Source organism: Flavobacterium lindanitolerans, from assembly GCF_002846575.1.
Classification (GTDB): Bacteria; Bacteroidota; Bacteroidia; order Flavobacteriales; family Flavobacteriaceae; genus Flavobacterium; species Flavobacterium lindanitolerans.
Genome location: NZ_PJND01000007.1, coordinates 565,489 through 581,870 on the forward strand (window position 1 = coordinate 565,489; position 16,382 = coordinate 581,870).

Sequence of the window (16,382 nt, forward strand, 5' to 3'; positions counted from 1 at the left end):
ATTATTTTGCCCTAATAATCTTCATAGAATAATAAAACATTCCGGAAGCAACTAAAATTTGTGCAAATGTTGAAGCTATAGCTGTACCTATAAAGTCAAAATAAAACGTCAAAATACAAGTCAATAATAAGCTAATACAACCAGAATAAAAAAATACTTTAAGAAATTCTTTATCTTTTCCATTATTTAACAAAACCAGTTTTCCAAAAACCTGATCAAAAAAGGATAATAAAGGAAATAAAATCATTATTCTAAAAATTAAAACAGCATCTTCATTAAAGTTATCTGCATAAATCAGATTAATAATATAATCTGAAAAAATAAAACACAAGAAAATAAAAAAGAAAATAACGCTACCACCTATATTAACTACTTTATTAATTATTTTCACTGCATTTATTTTATCATTGACCATTTCCTTAGAGATAAAAGGATATAGTGCATTGATAACGGGTGCATTTAGATTGCTAATAGCTCTGATAACCTTTTCAATTGACGAATAATAACCAACAGAACTATTTCCTGCAATAAACCCAATAATTAAAAGGTTTGTATTAGACAGCAATGTCATTTGCAGTTCCGACAGAAAAATATGCTTCCCGTTTTTTAATTGATTGACAATCTTGTCGAAGCTTTGAAATATAAATCGTATCTGGAATTTTTTTGCTACAATTATTAAAGACAAAATACCTGAAAAAATAAACCCACAAGAAGTAAATACAGGCACCAACCAATATTGATTTTCATTTTTTACAAAAACAAAAATTGCTAAAGTAAAAAGGGTTTTAAATACTACATTAATATAAGTTATGTATTTCATTTGTTGTAAACCCTGGAATAACCAAATTGGAGAAATAGCCATGCCAACAACTACACCATAACTATAAAAATATAAATCAAAATATTTTCGTAAGAATGGAAAGGAAAAAACAAGTATACTCAAAACAATAATTCCTATTCCGAGAAGGAATAACTTTGCTGACAATACCTCATTAAAGAGCTGACCTACCTTTTTTTTGTCGGAGGAAGATACAGAAATATCTCGGGTTGCAGTCGAATTAAAGCCATACTCCGTTACAATTTGAAAGTATAATACGACTGCATTGATAAAAGCTAAAATTCCATATTTTTCTACTCCAATAACTTTTAATAAATAAGGAATAGTTAATAACGGTAAAATTAAATTCAATCCCTGTAAAACAGATAATGATATAAAATTTGAAAAAAGAGTTTTTACTTTTTGGGATTTAAACATCATTTGATTTAATTTAACGTTTTCAAAACCTTATCCCCATAAATATAAAAAGGCTATCCACTCGAATAACCTTTTTTATGTTTACAATAAAAATAATGTGCTATTGAGCCACCTTTATTAATTCAGCTAACAAAGGCTCCTTCGATTGGAAGTAAGGATCATATTCTCCCTTATCATTTTTCTTAAATGAATATTGTTTTGTAGCCGGATCATAAACGATAAATTCGTTAGTTGCGAAATAATCATTTACCTTATCCTGGTCAATTACAAACTTTTTCCCTTTGTATGAAATAGTTATTTTCTTTATTTCTATCGGTGCTAAACCTTTAAAATCATTACGCCCGATATCAAATCTTAAATCTGTACCAATAACTCCCTCAGGTAAATTGAATGTAGCGGTTTGTACAGAATCACTTCCCTTTACACCTAACCAAACTGCATGATCTTCATCGAACCATTGATTAGTACCATCCTTATAAAGCAAAATCATTTCATCATCTGCTTTAATAATTAAATCAATAGCAACATCAAATGTCTCTACTTTTGGTTCTTCAGCTACAACAGGTTTCTTTTCTTCATTTTTACATGAAGCAAATAATGCTAAAAATAAACTAGCGATAATGATTTTTGTTTTCATTTGTATATTTTTTAAAGCGCAAAAATATATATATATTTATTAATTTAAAGAGTTTAAATAAATTATTTTCAGATGTTTTTGTCATTATTTAATCAAACATATTAAAAATACTTTTATGACATATCGCTAATACAGTCTATCTGTATATTCGTATTTTAATAATGTAAGATTTCGCATTCCCTTTATGTTATCTCCAAAAATATATCATACTGAATCAGTTAAAGAGTAGCTTCCATTTTTGCCATTTGTGATTTATAGAACCCTCTTACTAATATAATCCCAAAGAAAACACATAAAAATAAAATCGGAATGATGAATTTCATTTTCCCATTAAGAGATTGATTGTTTTTGATGTTCAGAACCTCGCTGCTTTCTTTTACAATTTTATCAGAAAAAACTAACTCCAGCATTCTGCTTCCTTGATCAAGAACAAGCTCATTTTTAGTCTTTAAAACATCGTTTAATTGAGTGTTTTCATTATAGTAAACCAAATTACCGCTTTTTGACTTTCCTTTTGAAGCTGTCGAAAAATCTGCTAGTAAATTATCAATTTGATTTATTGTAATTTTATTTGATTCTATCTTAGACCGAAGATTCTCTATGATAGTACTTTGAATTTTTGAGTATAATTCACTCTTATTCAAATAATCAAGCACCGGTTCTATAATCTCACTACGGCTAATTTCCTTATTGGTTGTTAATATGATTTTATGATTAGCATAGTTTTTACTTGTTGTTTCATCATTAATAATCTTGCTCAAATCACTACTTTCAGCCATAAGCCTAACTAATTCGAGGTTTTGTTCTTTCGAATTAACAAATTCATAAATATCTGGTATAGGTTCTATTTCAATTTTTGATACCATTGCCGACTTTTTAATACCAATTTGGTTGAGAAATTCAAAATCTCCTTCTTTTATTTTTGAGTTAATTAAATTTACTTTGGCATATGTATAATCAGTACTACCAAAGTTTGGCTTAATTATTACTTCATGATTATAGACAGTTGTATTTCTGTCTAAATAAAATCCTAATCCAACCCCTACAATAAGGAGAACAGCCAAGATAATTATATTTCTTTTTACAAATAGAAGTCCCTTAAATATCAAAAAAAGGAAGTCTTGATACATGTTCCTTATTTTTTTCGAAACTTGTGCCAAGTCAATTTCTTGATTGTCCGGATTGGTTGGTGAGTTTGAACTCATGGTTAGTTTGTTTTTATGTTAAAAATTTGTTCTAATATTTTAATCGTAATTAAGTATGTTGGTTTTACTCCTGTTGTTCCTAAACCTCCTGAAGCCAGCGTGCTTCCTGTTTCTAATGGGTTATCTGACGCATAGTAAGCATATCTCACCTGAACGTCAGGGTTGATACTTTTTCTGATTTTTGAAGCCGATTGTATTGCTTTCTGATAGTAAGCTCCTTCCATTTCAAGACCAATGACACCCCATGTTGATTCGTGGAAAAACTTCAGCAAATCTTTGTTTTGAAGCGATGTTCCCAATACAGAAACCATAGGTCCGGCATATACCGGAATTCCGTTTCCTTCAAACATTTCGGCTGTCAGCTGGTTTTCAAAAGGATAATTATCGCCAGTTCCTTCGTTGATATGGGCAGACGGAATCATGATATCTCCTTTTCCTCCTTCCAGGATTCCGGCTTTCCCCATGATGGAAACCGATTCTACATTCAGAAAATATTTGTTCTTACCATCTTTATATGGCTTTAAAAGCTCATCAATAGTTTCATAGGCCTGTTCACCAAAGGCATAATCCATTACGATAATAACCGGAGCGTGCGCCCCTATTTTCGCTTTCGGGAATGCTGATTTTGCCCAATCTATTTTGGCCGTATCAAAAATCTGTACATCGATGTTGGTACCTGAAGTATCCGGTAACGAAATCATGCCATATTTCAAGGCAAATTCTTCTACTTTATTTCGTAGGTCATTAGCACCCGGCTTACTTAGTTCTTCATAAACAAAGAAGTCAGTTTTGTCCTTAAATTTAGTCTTAAGCGTATGCGTGGCAAAAATAGAATTCATAACACTATGCATATTCGCACTGATAATATGAATCGGTCTGTCAAGCAATTCGTTTTGCTTTAATACTTCTTTGATATTATTCGCCCAAATTTCTCCGTGGATATGGTGTCCTAAACGCTCTCTGAGTATAGGACTGAAGGTTATGGTTCTCTTGTTATTGAATATTACCTCTTCAATAGCTAATTTTCCTAACCAGTAAATCACATGAAGGAAACGATCCGGTTTTTCTTCCGTTCCAAAAGCTTCATAAATGTCCAGTATCTCTTCAAAAGAACGTCCCAGAATAATAGAAGCATGCGAAATCGCTATTTCTTTTTCAATCAGGGTAAGCTTTTTATTCTGAACCACAATCTGCTCCAGCTTTTCCCAATCTCGGGTCATTTCCTTAGTGTTTTCATCCAAAAGAACTCTATCCTTGATTTTATGCGATTCAATAAAAATAAAGGTAAGGTGCGTCAGGATATCATAAATATCAGAACGTCCTCTTGTAATTTCAACATTCATTTGTTCGCTATCAATCCTGTAGCAGTTTCTCTTTCTTTTTGGAGGAACAATTGCCTTGAAATGTGATTTTGAATAGCCTTCATCTGATGTAAGATTGATAAAACGGCATTCTTCTATTCCAACAGGAAGCCTTTCAATTACGTACAAAAGTCCGCTTAATTCTACTTTTTCTTCTGCAATCGTTCCGTAGATTTCCGGTCTTAATTGCAATAATGCCTCCCTCAATGTATCACCCGAAACACCCATTGGCTTATAGAATCCTCTATTAAACAAATGGCGCATAGTGATGTATAGCTTTTCAATAGCCGCAGAAGACTCCTGGGCTCTTGATCGTGATATATTTTTAGTTTCTTTCATTTCTATTTATTTTCTAACCTGCAAATGTAGGTTTTTTATTTTTTAGTTGGTAAGCGTAATGCTCATTGCTATCTCTAAATACTTGTCATGGTATTTTCTCATCAACAAATTGCTATAGCTTTTAGGATTTTGCATTTTGTGTAATCCGTTCTGTGTCCATTTTCCATTGAAATACCAACAGGTATTTTCTTCTGAAGGCAAAAATCCAAAAAACGGCTCATAGGTTTCAACATTCATCCTTTTTTTGTTTCCGGTTATGTCCTTATACTGCGGACCTTTCTTTTTGAATTTATTTTCGTTGATTCTTAAATGCTCAATAACTACAAAGAACCCATTATTTGGGATTTCAATATTATTTTTCTCCATATTGACTGTCGTATTCTTGCCGCCTTTTTTAACCTCAACAATATGATTGTCTTCTAACATATCTTCTCCAGGTGACCCATCCGATTTTACATTTAAAAGGCGCAGATTGACTTTAGCGTTGTCAATCTTACTGCTTGTGTATATGGTAATTTCTTTTAAAAAGGGATAATTTTTTGCTTCTTCAGAATAAGGAAAATACTTAGCCGTTGTTTGCTGGCTGTAATAACGTATACCTCCCCGGCCAAAACTGCCAATTTCTTTTTCTTTTTGCTTTTTTGCAGAACTAATAACTACTTCATTCAATTCGATTTCCTTTTTATCCAACTCCACATTTTTTGCTTCTGCTGCCTTAATAATTTTGGTTTCGAATCCTACTGCAGAAAAAATCAGGTTTTTGGCAGCATCAACCGTAATAGAAAAACTTCCATCCTCCTCAGACGAAGTTCCGCCTTCCTCGTTTTGGACCATAATGCTTACAAAAGGGATAGGATTTCCTCTTTCGTCCTTAACAACACCTTTGACCTGTGAAAAGAGAGAAAAACTGAATAAGAAGAAAAATAATGCCGCTTTAATTTTCATCAATTAGTAAGTATTAATGTTACGGAAGGCTCATATATTGTTTTAGAAACCGAAAACGGGTTCATTTCTTCTCTCGTTCTTTTCAACCATCTCCCACCGGAAAAACTATATAAAAAATCTCTTTCTACTGCATTATAAAGCACTAACGGAGCATAAGTAGTCTGGATTTTTGTTGTATTGGTATTGAAATTTTTAATCGTTTTTTCTACCCTGTTTTTCTTAATCAGCAATTTTTCAAAAACCACAAAAATTCCGGTTTTGGGCATTTCTAAATTAAAATCCGATAGGTCAATTTCATTTTTAGTCACGCCTTTTTTGATTGTAATGATATAGTCTTTAGACAACAACTCGTTACCTGGAAATCCATTTTCATCAACATCATAAAGATGTAGCTTGATGGTTGCATCATCAATCCTGCTGTCAGTTAAAATAATTGCCTTTTGAATCCAGCGTGTTTTTTTGTATTCCTGATAATATGGGAAAAATTTGGCATCCATCCTTGGTCCGTTGTCAAAAGCTTCGGCAATGGTGTTTTTGGTCTTGCCTATTTCCAACTGTTTCTTTTCTTTTTTATTGTTAATTGTTACCTCATCCAATTCAAAAGTCGAAGGTGAAAGCAGGACTATCTGTGATTCCGAAACCTTAACGGTTTTTTTCTGGTATCCCAATGCCGAAAAAATAAGGTTTTTATTCTTGTCATTGGTGCCAATCTGGTATTCACCATTTTCTTCGGAAGTAGTACCTATATTTTCATTCTCAACCCAAATACTTACATAAGCAATAGGATTTCCAGTCAGGCTGTCCTTAACAACACCTTTGGTTTGGGCGGCAACATTTACTGTAAAAAATAAAAATAATATCGTAGTAAGTCTCATCCTTCTATTTTAACTTGTCAGCAATAGTTCTATCATTGCTCAACCTCGGAATTTTATTCTGTCCGCCCAGTTTTCCTATGGATTTCATGTATTCCTGAAAACCATTTTTTGAAACCTTAGTTACGACCAGCTTTTGCAATACGTTGCCTGCAATCAGATCATCATAATACACATTTTGTTTTCTCATGGCATCATCTATCCGAAGTGAAAAGGCGGCAATATCTTCCGGCTCATTTTCAAACTCAATAAACCATTCATGATAAGGCAATCCGTCTTTTGGCGTAATCTGTGGTGCTACGGTAAATTCGTTCACGCGTACAGCCGTATTTTGCATCGCTTCCCTGAGTGCTTCTTCCACTTCTTTTCCTATAACATGCTCTCCAAAAGCGGATATATAATGCTTAATCCTACCGGAAACGACAACACGATAAGGTTTTAATGAAGTGAATTGTACCGTATCGCCTATGTTATAGCCCCAAAGTCCGGCATTTGTAGAAATAATCAGCACATAATTGATTCCCATTTCTACTTCGCCAATGGTATATCTTTTCGGATTTTCTGCAAAAAATTCGTCTGCTTTTACAAACTCATAAAAAATCCCTGCATCTAAAAGCAGTAACATTCCTTTTTCCTTTTGGGAATCCTGATAGGCAAAAAAACCTTCCGAGGCTGGAAAAAGTTCAATGCTATCCACTTTTCTTCCAATCAGGTTTTCAAACTTGGCACGATAGGGCTCATAATTAACGCCTCCATAGATAAAAAGACTGAAATTCCTGAAAATTTCACCAACCGGCTTCTCTCCTTTCTTCTTCAACTTTTCAAAGTACATCTGTACCCATGACGGAATTCCGGAAATCACCGTCATATTCTTGTCAAACGTTTCTTCAACTATGGCATCTACTTTGGTTTCCCAATCTTCTATACAATTGGTTTCCCAACTCGGCATTCGGTTTTTTTGAAGGTATTTAGGAACAAAATGGGCTACAATTCCTGACAGACGTCCTAACTTGATTCCGTTTTTTTCTTCCAAAACAGGACTTCCCTGTAAAAAAATCATCTTTCCGGAAACAAAAGAAGCATTTCCGGTTTCATGAATGTAGTGAAGGATTGCATTTCGTGCCGCCTGGATATGAAACGGCATAGACTCTTTTGTCAATGGGATATATTTGGCTCCGGAAGTTGTTCCGGAAGTTTTCGCAAAGTATATAGGCTTCCCTTTCCACAAAACATTCTCTTCTCCTTTTTTAACCTTTTCGATATAAGTTTTCAGACCTTCATAATCACGTATCGGGACATTTTTTGCAAAATCTGAATATGAAAGTATGCCACTAAAATTATGATCTTTACCAAATTGGGTGTCTTTTGCCTGCTGAATGAGGTTTTTAAAAACCCGTTCCTGAGTTTCAACAGGATTCCTGGCCCATTTTTGAGTCTTGTCATAAATTTTTTTGGCGAATTTTTTAGCAAAAAAAGCTTTTATTGACATTTTAAAGTTTTCTATTTTTTAGGAATTGTGAGGAATATACTTCCCCTTTATTCAAATTCTATAAAGTTGGTCGGATCAATGGCAAATCCATCTTTCCATAATTCAAAATGCAGATGAACTCCTGTAGATTCCTGACCTGTGGAACCTGCCATGGCTATTACTTCACCTGTTCTGACAACATCTCCTTGTGTTTTTGTTAGTGATGCTGCATGTTTATAAACCGACATGATTCCTTCTCCATGCCTTATGATAATTACATAACCTGTACTCGGGGTCCAATCGGCAAAAATTACGGTTCCGTTTGCTACTGATTTTATAGGTGTATTTTTCGGAACAGCAACATCAACAGCAAAATGTTTGTTTTTTGGATCATATTTATCGGTTATATGACCGGTAACCGGTGGAAATAATACCAGGTTTACTTTGGTCTGCGCCTTGTCAAAAAGATTGTATTTGTCTTCCTGGGCTACTTTTTCCCTTAAAATGGAATCCTGTTTTGACGGCTTGAAATTTACTTCTGAAGCAGCTGTCTGCTCCGCTGCCATAATAGAATCTTTGCTTAGTTTGGCCACTTCCACATCGCCTGCAAGTACTTTTTTAATCGATTCAATATAGGCATTATTCATTTTGATAGCCTTCTCCAGCGAATCCGATTTTAAGGCCAGTTCTGTGGCTTCCCTTTTTAATTTGGTAGATGCATAGCCCGGAATGTATTCACGAAGTGGTGTAAATGCAATAATGTAGGTTGTAATCGCAATCAGGAAAATAGCTCCACCTGTCAGCACTACAAATACATTCATCAGATTGAGTTTCAGGGAAAAAATTTCTTCAAAAGTTTCTTCATTCAAAATAACCAACCGGTTTTTTGTGAAGAGTTTTTTCTTTAAAATCTGTCTTTTGAGTCGCTTACCTGACATTTCATTTTTGTATTTTACAAATATAATAATTTGGATGTCTTGCCAATGTTTTTATGCTATTACTAAGGTGTTAAATAGGTTTTACACTTTTCAAAATAATTAGTGAGTGTATTGATTCCGAAGCTCTTCCAAATAAAAAAGGCTTTTTTAACTTATAATTATTTGTTATATAAGGAAAGTGGTATGATTTTTCTTTTTACATTTGCAAATATTTACAAATGCTTGCGAAAGCATAAACTTTTTTAATCATGGGAAAATTAGGTTTAACCGAAATACTTGTAATCGTTGCGATTATCTTATTACTTTTTGGAGGTAAAAAAATTCCAGAATTGATGAAAGGATTGGGTTCGGGTATAAAAGAATTCAAGAATGCTGCTAAAGATGATCAACCGGCTGCATCTAAAAAAGAAGAAGATACAAAAATTTAAGACCGCTTTTTAAAAGCTGTTTTATTGAAGCCTCAAGGATTATGAAATCCTTGAGGCTTTTATTTTTTATGATTTATATCTCAGATATACTAATTTTATTTTCTTAATTTTTTATTATTATGTAATTTAAAAGCTTAATTTTTTAATTTTGAATTATAAAAATAACCTTAAAATTAAAAAAATGAAAATAATCAAAACCATTCTTTGTGTTCTTTTTGGGCTGATGTTTATCAATGCCGGCCTGGATAAATTTTTTCATTATATGCCAATGCCTGAAATAAAACCCGAAGAAATGAAAATTTATGAAGCTTTTGGAGCTATTGTTTGGCTTATGCCTTTAATTGCTTGTATTGAATTGCTGGGTGGATTATTATTTATCTTTCCAAAAACAAGAGCCTTAGGCGCAATCGTTATTCTTCCAATAACTGTTGGAATCATATTGCATAATGCAGTATTGATGCCTACAACCACTGGTCTTAGTATTTCCGGAGTACTTTTTCTGATCAATCTCTGGATGATTGCAGATAATTGGCACAAATACAAACCCCTATTTACTGAATAATAAAAAAGCCCCGGGATTGACCTGGGGCTTTTTTATTATTCTGTGTTTTTGAGTATACCATACAGCTCCTGAATTTTAGAAACTGGCAATTCGTTTAATATTTTATGGATTTCTCCTATGGCATCACCTTTCGAAATCGTATAAAGTGCATGATTACCAGGAAGTTTTTGGTTCTTTTCAGGAACAAAATCAAATAGATCGTTAGGTGTACAATTAAAATCAATACAGAATTTTTCTAATTTTTTAAAAGGAATTGACAACGGTTTGTCATTCACTACTGCATTGGCATAACTTCCGGAATGGCCTCTTTCGATAAGATATTTTACTGGTTTGGTAATTCCTTTCATCTTAAAAATAGGCTGTAAATTTAATTTTATCATCTTGGCTTATATATTGGTTACTATTTTAAATTTCAAAGTATATTCCTTCAAATATAAACAAAATAGCAAAAACGTTCTAATTTTATAAAATCATGGTGAGCTGAATCCTTTTACGGCTTTCATCTACTTCCACTACTTTCACCTGTACTTGCTGGTGTAATTTAACCACTTCATTTACGTCAGAAACATAACCTTCTTTTAATTGTGAAATATGAACAAGGCCACTTTCCTTGATTCCGATATCAACAAAACATCCAAAATTAGTAATGTTATTTACGATTCCCGGCAATACCATTCCGGTTCTCAGATTATCAATTGTTTTTACATTCGGGTCGAATTCAAAAACCTTGGCTGCTTTTCTTGGATCCAGACCCGGTTTTTCCAATTCTTTGACTATATCTTTCAAACCTAATAATCCCACATCTTCAGTAACGTATTTTTCTAACGGTATCTGTCCTATCTTTTCCTTATTGGCAATCAGCTCATTTAGCGATATTTTCAAATCTTTTGCCATTTTTTCAACTATACCATAGGCTTCCGGATGTACGGCAGAATTGTCTAACGGGTTTTTAGCGTTTGAAATCCTAATGAAGGCTGCTGCTTGCTGGTAGGCCTTTTCTCCCAGCCTTGGCACTTTTTTTAATTGTTTTCTTTCTTCAAATGCACCATTTTCTGAACGATAGGCTACAATATTTTCAGCCATCTTTTCTCCTATTCCGGAAACATAGCTCAATAAAGATTTACTTGCCGTGTTAATATTGATACCTACAGAATTCACGCAACGCATGACCACCGTATCCAATTCCTCTTTCAATTGAGATTGGTCAACATCGTGCTGGTACTGCCCTACTCCTATTGATTTTGGTTCAATTTTTACCAACTCAGCCAAAGGATCAGACAATCTTCTTCCAATTGAAACTGCACCACGAACCGTCACATCATAATTTGGAAATTCGTCTCGTGCAATTTTTGAGGCAGAATATACAGAAGCTCCTGCTTCGCTAACAACAAATACCTGTATAGGCTTGTCAAAGGCTATCTTTTTAATGAAAAATTCGGTTTCGCGTGAAGCGGTTCCGTTTCCAATTGAAATGGCATCAATTTTATATGCATTTACCATGGAACGGATTTTTTTCATAGCGATAGCTGTTTCATTTTGAGGCGCATGAGGAAAAATCGTTTCGTTATATAGCAAATCGCCTTTTTCATCAAGGCAAACCACTTTACATCCACTTCTAAAGCCCGGATCAATAGCCAAAATTCTTTTTTCTCCCAAAGGCGGTGCCAAAAGCAACTGTCCTAAATTACCGGCAAAAACCTGAATTGCCGTAATATCTGCTTTTGCTTTTGCTTCCTGCAGTGTTTCATTTGAAATTGCCGGAGATAATAAACGCTTGTAACTATCTTCAATAGCCTTCTTGAGATGTACAGCTGTTTCTTTCTTATTTTTGATAATAGACTCTTCCATCATTTCGATGGCTTCTTCGTTTTCAATTTCAATTTTTAGTTTTATAAATCCTTCATTTTCGGCACGTAACATTGCCAAAAGACGGTGAGAAGGTGCTTTCATCAAATTTTCTGACCAATCAAAATACTGTTCGAATTTTTTAGCTTTTTGTTTAATCTGTTCTGCTTCCTGACTCGATTCGTTTTCAAATTTCAGCTTGACGGCTTTGGTTACTATTGCTGATTTTCGCTGATAAATGCGTCTAAGATTTTTCCTGATGTAAATATTTTCATTAATCCATTCTGCTATAATATCTCTTGCCCCCTGGAGTGCCTCATCTTCATTTTCAACCTTATCATTGATATATTTCGAAGCTACAAAATCAATATCATCATTATTTTGTGCCATAATAATCTTGGCCAAAGGTTCCAATCCTTTTTCACGGGCTACATCGGCTCTTGTTTTTTTCTTTTTCTTAAAAGGCAGGTATAAATCCTCCAGATCGTTTAAATCAAAACTTTGCCTGATTTTTTTTTCCAATTCCGGAGTTAATGAATTTTGCTCTTCTATAGATTTAAGAATGGCTTCTTTTCTTTTAACAATGGTTTCAAATTCCTTGTTCAATTTGGCAATCTGTTCTATTATAACCTCATCAAGATTGCCTGTCTTGTCTTTTCTGTATCTTGAAATAAACGGTATGGTGCAATCTTCGCTTAAAAGCTGTAATGTGTTTTCTATATTTTTTACCGGCGCAGTAACTTGTTTTGAAATGAATTCTAAATTGGTCATATAAAGTCTTGATAATAATTTAAGAGGAAGCAATTTAAAAAAAGCATCTTAAAACTGGTGGTTCAAAGATGCTTTTAAATTCTGTTTTGAAAATATATTTTAGCTACAGGCTATCTTATTCACACGATTTTGGTGCCTTCCGCCTTCAAAATCGGTATTTAAAAATGTTTCTACCATTTCTACGGCTTGATGAATCGCTGTAAATCTCGCCGGGATACTGATAATATTGGCATTATTGTGCTGTCTTGCCAATGCGGCGATTTCTTTGGTCCAGCATAAGGCACTACGAATTCCCTGATGCTTATTAACAGTCATATTAATTCCGTTTCCGCTGCCACAAATTACAATTCCGAAATCTGCCTTGCCGTTTTCAACATCCAAAGCTACCGGATGTCCAAAATCAGGATAATCTACACTATCTGTAGTATCTGTTCCATAATTGGTGACTTCATATCCTTTAGCTTTTAGCATATCAACAATTGCCTTTTTATATTCTGGTCCGGCGTGATCATTCCCTATTGAAATTTTCATAAGTTCTATTAATTAGTTGTGTACTGCAAATTTACCGTAACGGTTTCCATTTACCAAACTAAATGCTGTTGAAATTGCTTTACTTGATTATCAAAAAGTTACGGTTTTATAGTTTTGTAAAAGCCTGATAATCATTATATAAATTGTAATGTAAATGTTAAATTATTGCGATGTTAACAGGAATTTACAATGTACTGACTTTTAGTTAATTATAAATTAACATGGATTGTTTATAACTTCGGATAGAATTTTAGAACTATTTCTTGTTTGTTCAATTAAAATCACTAATCCAAAATCGCTTTTAAAAATGCAAATTTAGTTTGGCTAATTTTTAGAAAAGTTATCAGCATCAAAAATTAGTTTGTTAACAGTAATTAACAAGTAAAGTTATTTACATTTTTAAGTAAAAAATGATTATCAACGGATGTTAACAATGTCTTAAAAAACCTTAAAAATGAACTCTTTAAAAGTAAATAGGGTTGTTAATAAGTCGGTATAACAAATGCTAACTTAAAATCCTACACTTAAAAAATTAAATTATTCCAACTATCAACAAGCTATAATAACCATCAAAAAATAAATTTAAAATTTCCTTTTTCTTTTTTTGTTTTTAATGAATGTTGACAACTTCGGAATATTTAAACGATTTTCAAATTTTGATTACGGTTAAATTCGTCGAGAATTTCTTTTGCTTCTTCTGCGTCATCCGGGTGAACCTTAAGTTTGATTCCTCCCAATGCTTGTGAATACATAGGTACGATGTTCATCATTGTCTCATTTTCGAAAAAATATCGGATGTCCTCTAAATCGAGCCTGTGTTTTAAAATAGTGATTTCATGAGGGTAATTGAAGATAGCGAGCGTGATGAAATTTTCCATTTGAATTTGGTTTTCATAAAGATAACAAGAAATGTATTTGGTTCGCTGATAGGCAAAAGTTATATTTTGTTTAAAAAAATTAACATTTGAGAAGAAACTGTCTACAATTTCGTAATTTTCAGCATTATTAGAAAAGAAATATGAGTAAGAAACCACGAAAGCCTGTAAAGAAAACTAAAGATTTTACAGCAAAAATTTTAAAGATTTTATCTCAAGATGCCAATAAAACATTCAATTATAAACAAATAGGAGCAAAGCTTGGAGTAGACGATACGAAAAGCCGCAATGAAATTATCAAGGACCTGAAGCTTTTAGCTTCACAGAAAAAAATTGTTGAGATTGAACCGGGTAAATACCTGGTGGTAGCTACCAGCCAGGATTATTACGAAGGTATAATCGACATGACAAGCAGAAAAACAGCCTATTTTGTTTCGGAAGAATTTGAAGATGATATTTTTATTCCTACCAATAACCTGAACAAAGCGTTAGATGGAGACCGTGTAAAGATTTATCTCTACAACAGAAGAAAAGGCAAAAAGCCTGAAGGAGAGGTTATTGAAATTATTGAAAGGAAAAAAACGGATTTTGTTGGAGTAATTGATATCCAAAAAAACTTTGCCTTTGTTTCTACTGCCAATCCAAAAATGTATACTGATATTTTTATTCCTAAAGAAAAGATAGGAGAGGCGCAGAATGGTGATGTTGTTCTGGTTCATATTGAAGACTGGCCAAAAAAAGCAGACAGCCCTTTTGGTGCCGTTATCAAGGTTCTTGGAAAACCAGGTGAACACAATACAGAAATCCATGCTATTTTAGCAGAATACGGCTTGCCTTATGATTTTCCTGTTGATGTGGAAGCCTATGCCCAGAAACTGGATACTTCCATTCAGGAAAGTGAAATTGCCAGACGACGTGATATGAGGGACGTACTGACATTTACTATTGACCCTAAGGATGCGAAAGATTTTGATGATGCCTTGTCGTTCCAGGTATTAGAGAATGGTAATTATGAAATAGGTGTTCACATTGCGGATGTTTCCTATTATTTGGAAGAAGGAACAATTTTAGATAATGAAGCCTATCAAAGGGCAACTTCGGTATATCTAGTAGATAGGGTAGTGCCTATGCTTCCTGAAGTATTGTCAAATTTTGCCTGTTCACTACGACCACATGAAGAAAAATATACTTTTTCTGCCATATTTGAATTAAAAGAAAATGCTGAGATTGTGAACCAATGGTTTGGAAGAACCGTTATTTATTCAGACCAGCGTTTTGCTTATGAGGAAGCGCAGCATATTATTGAAACCAAAGGAAATACTATTCCTGCAGAGATTTCTTTAACCGGAAGTGAATATATTGTTCCTGAAGCCATTCAAAAAGCTACTCTTAAAATGGACGAACTGGCCAAAATATTACGCAAAAAGAGAATGCGTGATGGAGCCATTTCATTTGATAAAGTAGAAGTAAAATTCAATCTTAACGAAGCGGCAGAACCGGTTGGAGTGTATTTCAAAGTATCAAAAGACGCCAATCATCTTATTGAGGAATTTATGCTTTTAGCCAATAGGAAAGTAGCCGAATTTATTGGAAAACAAAGACCTAAGAAAACATTTGTTTATCGAATTCACGATGAGCCGGATGAAAATAAACTGATTAGTTTACAAACCGTAATTTCAAAATTTGGATACAGTATCAACTTTAAATCTAAAAAAGATATTTCCAAATCGCTTAATCAATTGCTTGAAGATGTTAACGGAAAAAAAGAGCAGAATATGGTCGATACGTTGACAATCCGATCCATGAGCAAAGCAAAATATTCAACAGAGAATATAGGGCATTATGGTTTGGCATTTGATTATTATTCACATTTTACTTCACCAATCAGACGTTATCCGGACGTAATGGCACATCGTTTGTTACAGCATTATCTTGACGGTGGAAAATCTGTTGATGAAGAATCCTATGAAGAGAAATGCCAGCACTCGTCAAACATGGAAGTTTTGGCTACCAATGCTGAACGAGACAGTATCAAATACATGCAGGTCAAGTATATGCAGGATCACCAGGATGAAGAGTTTTTAGGCGTAATTTCTGGAGTGACTGAATGGGGAATTTATGTAGAAATTGTTTCCAATAAATGTGAAGGTATGTGTAGAATTCGTGAAATACGCGATGATTATTACACCTTTGATGAAAAGCAATATGCTTTGGTTGGAGAAATTTCAAAGAATATATTGCAATTGGGAGATGAAGTCTACGTGAAAGTAAAAAGTGCCGATCTGGTTAAAAAACAATTGGATTTTACATTTTTGAGAAAGAATGAATAAGTAGATACTAACCAAATTAT

General features: G+C 33.6%; 15 protein-coding genes. 3 read left to right on the plus strand and 12 right to left on the minus strand.

Annotated elements, in window-relative coordinates; translation table 11 throughout:
• Position 1: 1 nt before the first annotated feature.
• The 8 genes from B0G92_RS02510 to B0G92_RS02545 all read right to left on the minus strand — a co-directional run bounded on the left by B0G92_RS02510 (position 2) and on the right by B0G92_RS02545 (position 9,020).
• Positions 2-1,258 (minus strand): flippase, encoded by a 1,257-nt coding sequence (locus tag B0G92_RS02510; RefSeq protein WP_101470987.1) that lies wholly within the window; start codon positions 1,256-1,258, stop codon positions 2-4.
• 97 nt (positions 1,259-1,355) lie between these two features.
• Entirely contained in the window at positions 1,356-1,892 is a 537-nt protein-coding gene (locus tag B0G92_RS02515; RefSeq protein ID WP_101470988.1) for a hypothetical protein, read from the minus strand.
• Between the two features lie 218 nt (positions 1,893-2,110).
• The gene (locus B0G92_RS02520; protein WP_101470989.1) at positions 2,111-3,097 is read right to left on the minus strand and encodes a hypothetical protein; all 987 of its coding nucleotides are present in this window, start codon (positions 3,095-3,097) and stop codon (positions 2,111-2,113) included.
• Between the two features lie 2 nt (positions 3,098-3,099).
• Positions 3,100-4,797 (minus strand): DUF6909 family protein, encoded by a 1,698-nt coding sequence (locus B0G92_RS02525; RefSeq protein ID WP_056067121.1) that lies wholly within the window; start codon positions 4,795-4,797, stop codon positions 3,100-3,102.
• Positions 4,798-4,839: 42 nt separating this feature from the next.
• On the minus strand, positions 4,840-5,742 hold the full coding sequence (locus tag B0G92_RS02530) for a carboxypeptidase-like regulatory domain-containing protein (RefSeq protein ID WP_101470990.1): 903 nt from the start codon (positions 5,740-5,742) through the stop codon (positions 4,840-4,842).
• A complete protein-coding gene (locus B0G92_RS02535; RefSeq protein ID WP_101470991.1) occupies positions 5,742-6,617 on the minus strand; it encodes a carboxypeptidase-like regulatory domain-containing protein in 876 nt (291 codons plus the stop codon). The genes B0G92_RS02530 and B0G92_RS02535 overlap by 1 nt, the downstream gene beginning before the upstream one ends.
• 4 nt (positions 6,618-6,621) lie before the next feature.
• A complete protein-coding gene (locus B0G92_RS02540; protein ID WP_101470992.1) occupies positions 6,622-8,103 on the minus strand; it encodes a GH3 auxin-responsive promoter family protein in 1,482 nt (493 codons plus the stop codon).
• A 47-nt stretch (positions 8,104-8,150) separates the two neighbouring features.
• Positions 8,151-9,020, minus strand: a complete 870-nt coding sequence (locus B0G92_RS02545) for a M23 family metallopeptidase (RefSeq protein ID WP_056067113.1) — start codon at positions 9,018-9,020, stop codon at positions 8,151-8,153.
• A 248-nt stretch (positions 9,021-9,268) separates the two neighbouring features.
• Here B0G92_RS02545 and B0G92_RS02550 point away from each other — a divergent pair, with 248 nt between their 5' ends.
• The gene (locus B0G92_RS02550) at positions 9,269-9,448 is read left to right on the plus strand and encodes a Sec-independent protein translocase subunit TatA/TatB (RefSeq protein ID WP_056067112.1); all 180 of its coding nucleotides are present in this window, start codon (positions 9,269-9,271) and stop codon (positions 9,446-9,448) included.
• Between the two features lie 181 nt (positions 9,449-9,629).
• The gene (locus tag B0G92_RS02555) at positions 9,630-10,010 is read left to right on the plus strand and encodes a DoxX family membrane protein (protein WP_101471999.1); all 381 of its coding nucleotides are present in this window, start codon (positions 9,630-9,632) and stop codon (positions 10,008-10,010) included.
• 35 nt (positions 10,011-10,045) lie between these two features.
• On the opposite strand, the gene B0G92_RS02560 is transcribed toward B0G92_RS02555, so the two are convergent.
• From B0G92_RS02560 to B0G92_RS02575, 4 genes are all read right to left on the minus strand, one after another.
• Positions 10,046-10,390 (minus strand): helix-turn-helix domain-containing protein, encoded by a 345-nt coding sequence (locus B0G92_RS02560; protein ID WP_056067110.1) that lies wholly within the window; start codon positions 10,388-10,390, stop codon positions 10,046-10,048.
• Positions 10,391-10,472: 82 nt separating this feature from the next.
• Complete coding sequence (locus B0G92_RS02565; protein ID WP_101470993.1) at positions 10,473-12,626, minus strand: Tex family protein; 2,154 nt, start codon at positions 12,624-12,626, stop codon at positions 10,473-10,475.
• 99 nt (positions 12,627-12,725) lie between these two features.
• Entirely contained in the window at positions 12,726-13,157 is a 432-nt protein-coding gene (gene rpiB / locus B0G92_RS02570) for a ribose 5-phosphate isomerase B (RefSeq protein WP_101470994.1), read from the minus strand.
• Positions 13,158-13,795: 638 nt separating this feature from the next.
• The gene (locus B0G92_RS02575) at positions 13,796-14,035 is read right to left on the minus strand and encodes a putative signal transducing protein (RefSeq protein WP_101472000.1); all 240 of its coding nucleotides are present in this window, start codon (positions 14,033-14,035) and stop codon (positions 13,796-13,798) included.
• A gap of 140 nt (positions 14,036-14,175) precedes the next feature.
• Between B0G92_RS02575 and rnr the strand changes: the two genes are divergently transcribed.
• Positions 14,176-16,362 carry a ribonuclease R gene (rnr, locus tag B0G92_RS02580; protein ID WP_101470995.1) on the plus strand — a complete coding sequence of 729 codons (2,187 nt, stop codon included), beginning with the start codon at positions 14,176-14,178 and terminating at the stop codon, positions 16,360-16,362.
• Positions 16,363-16,382 lie beyond the last annotated feature (20 nt).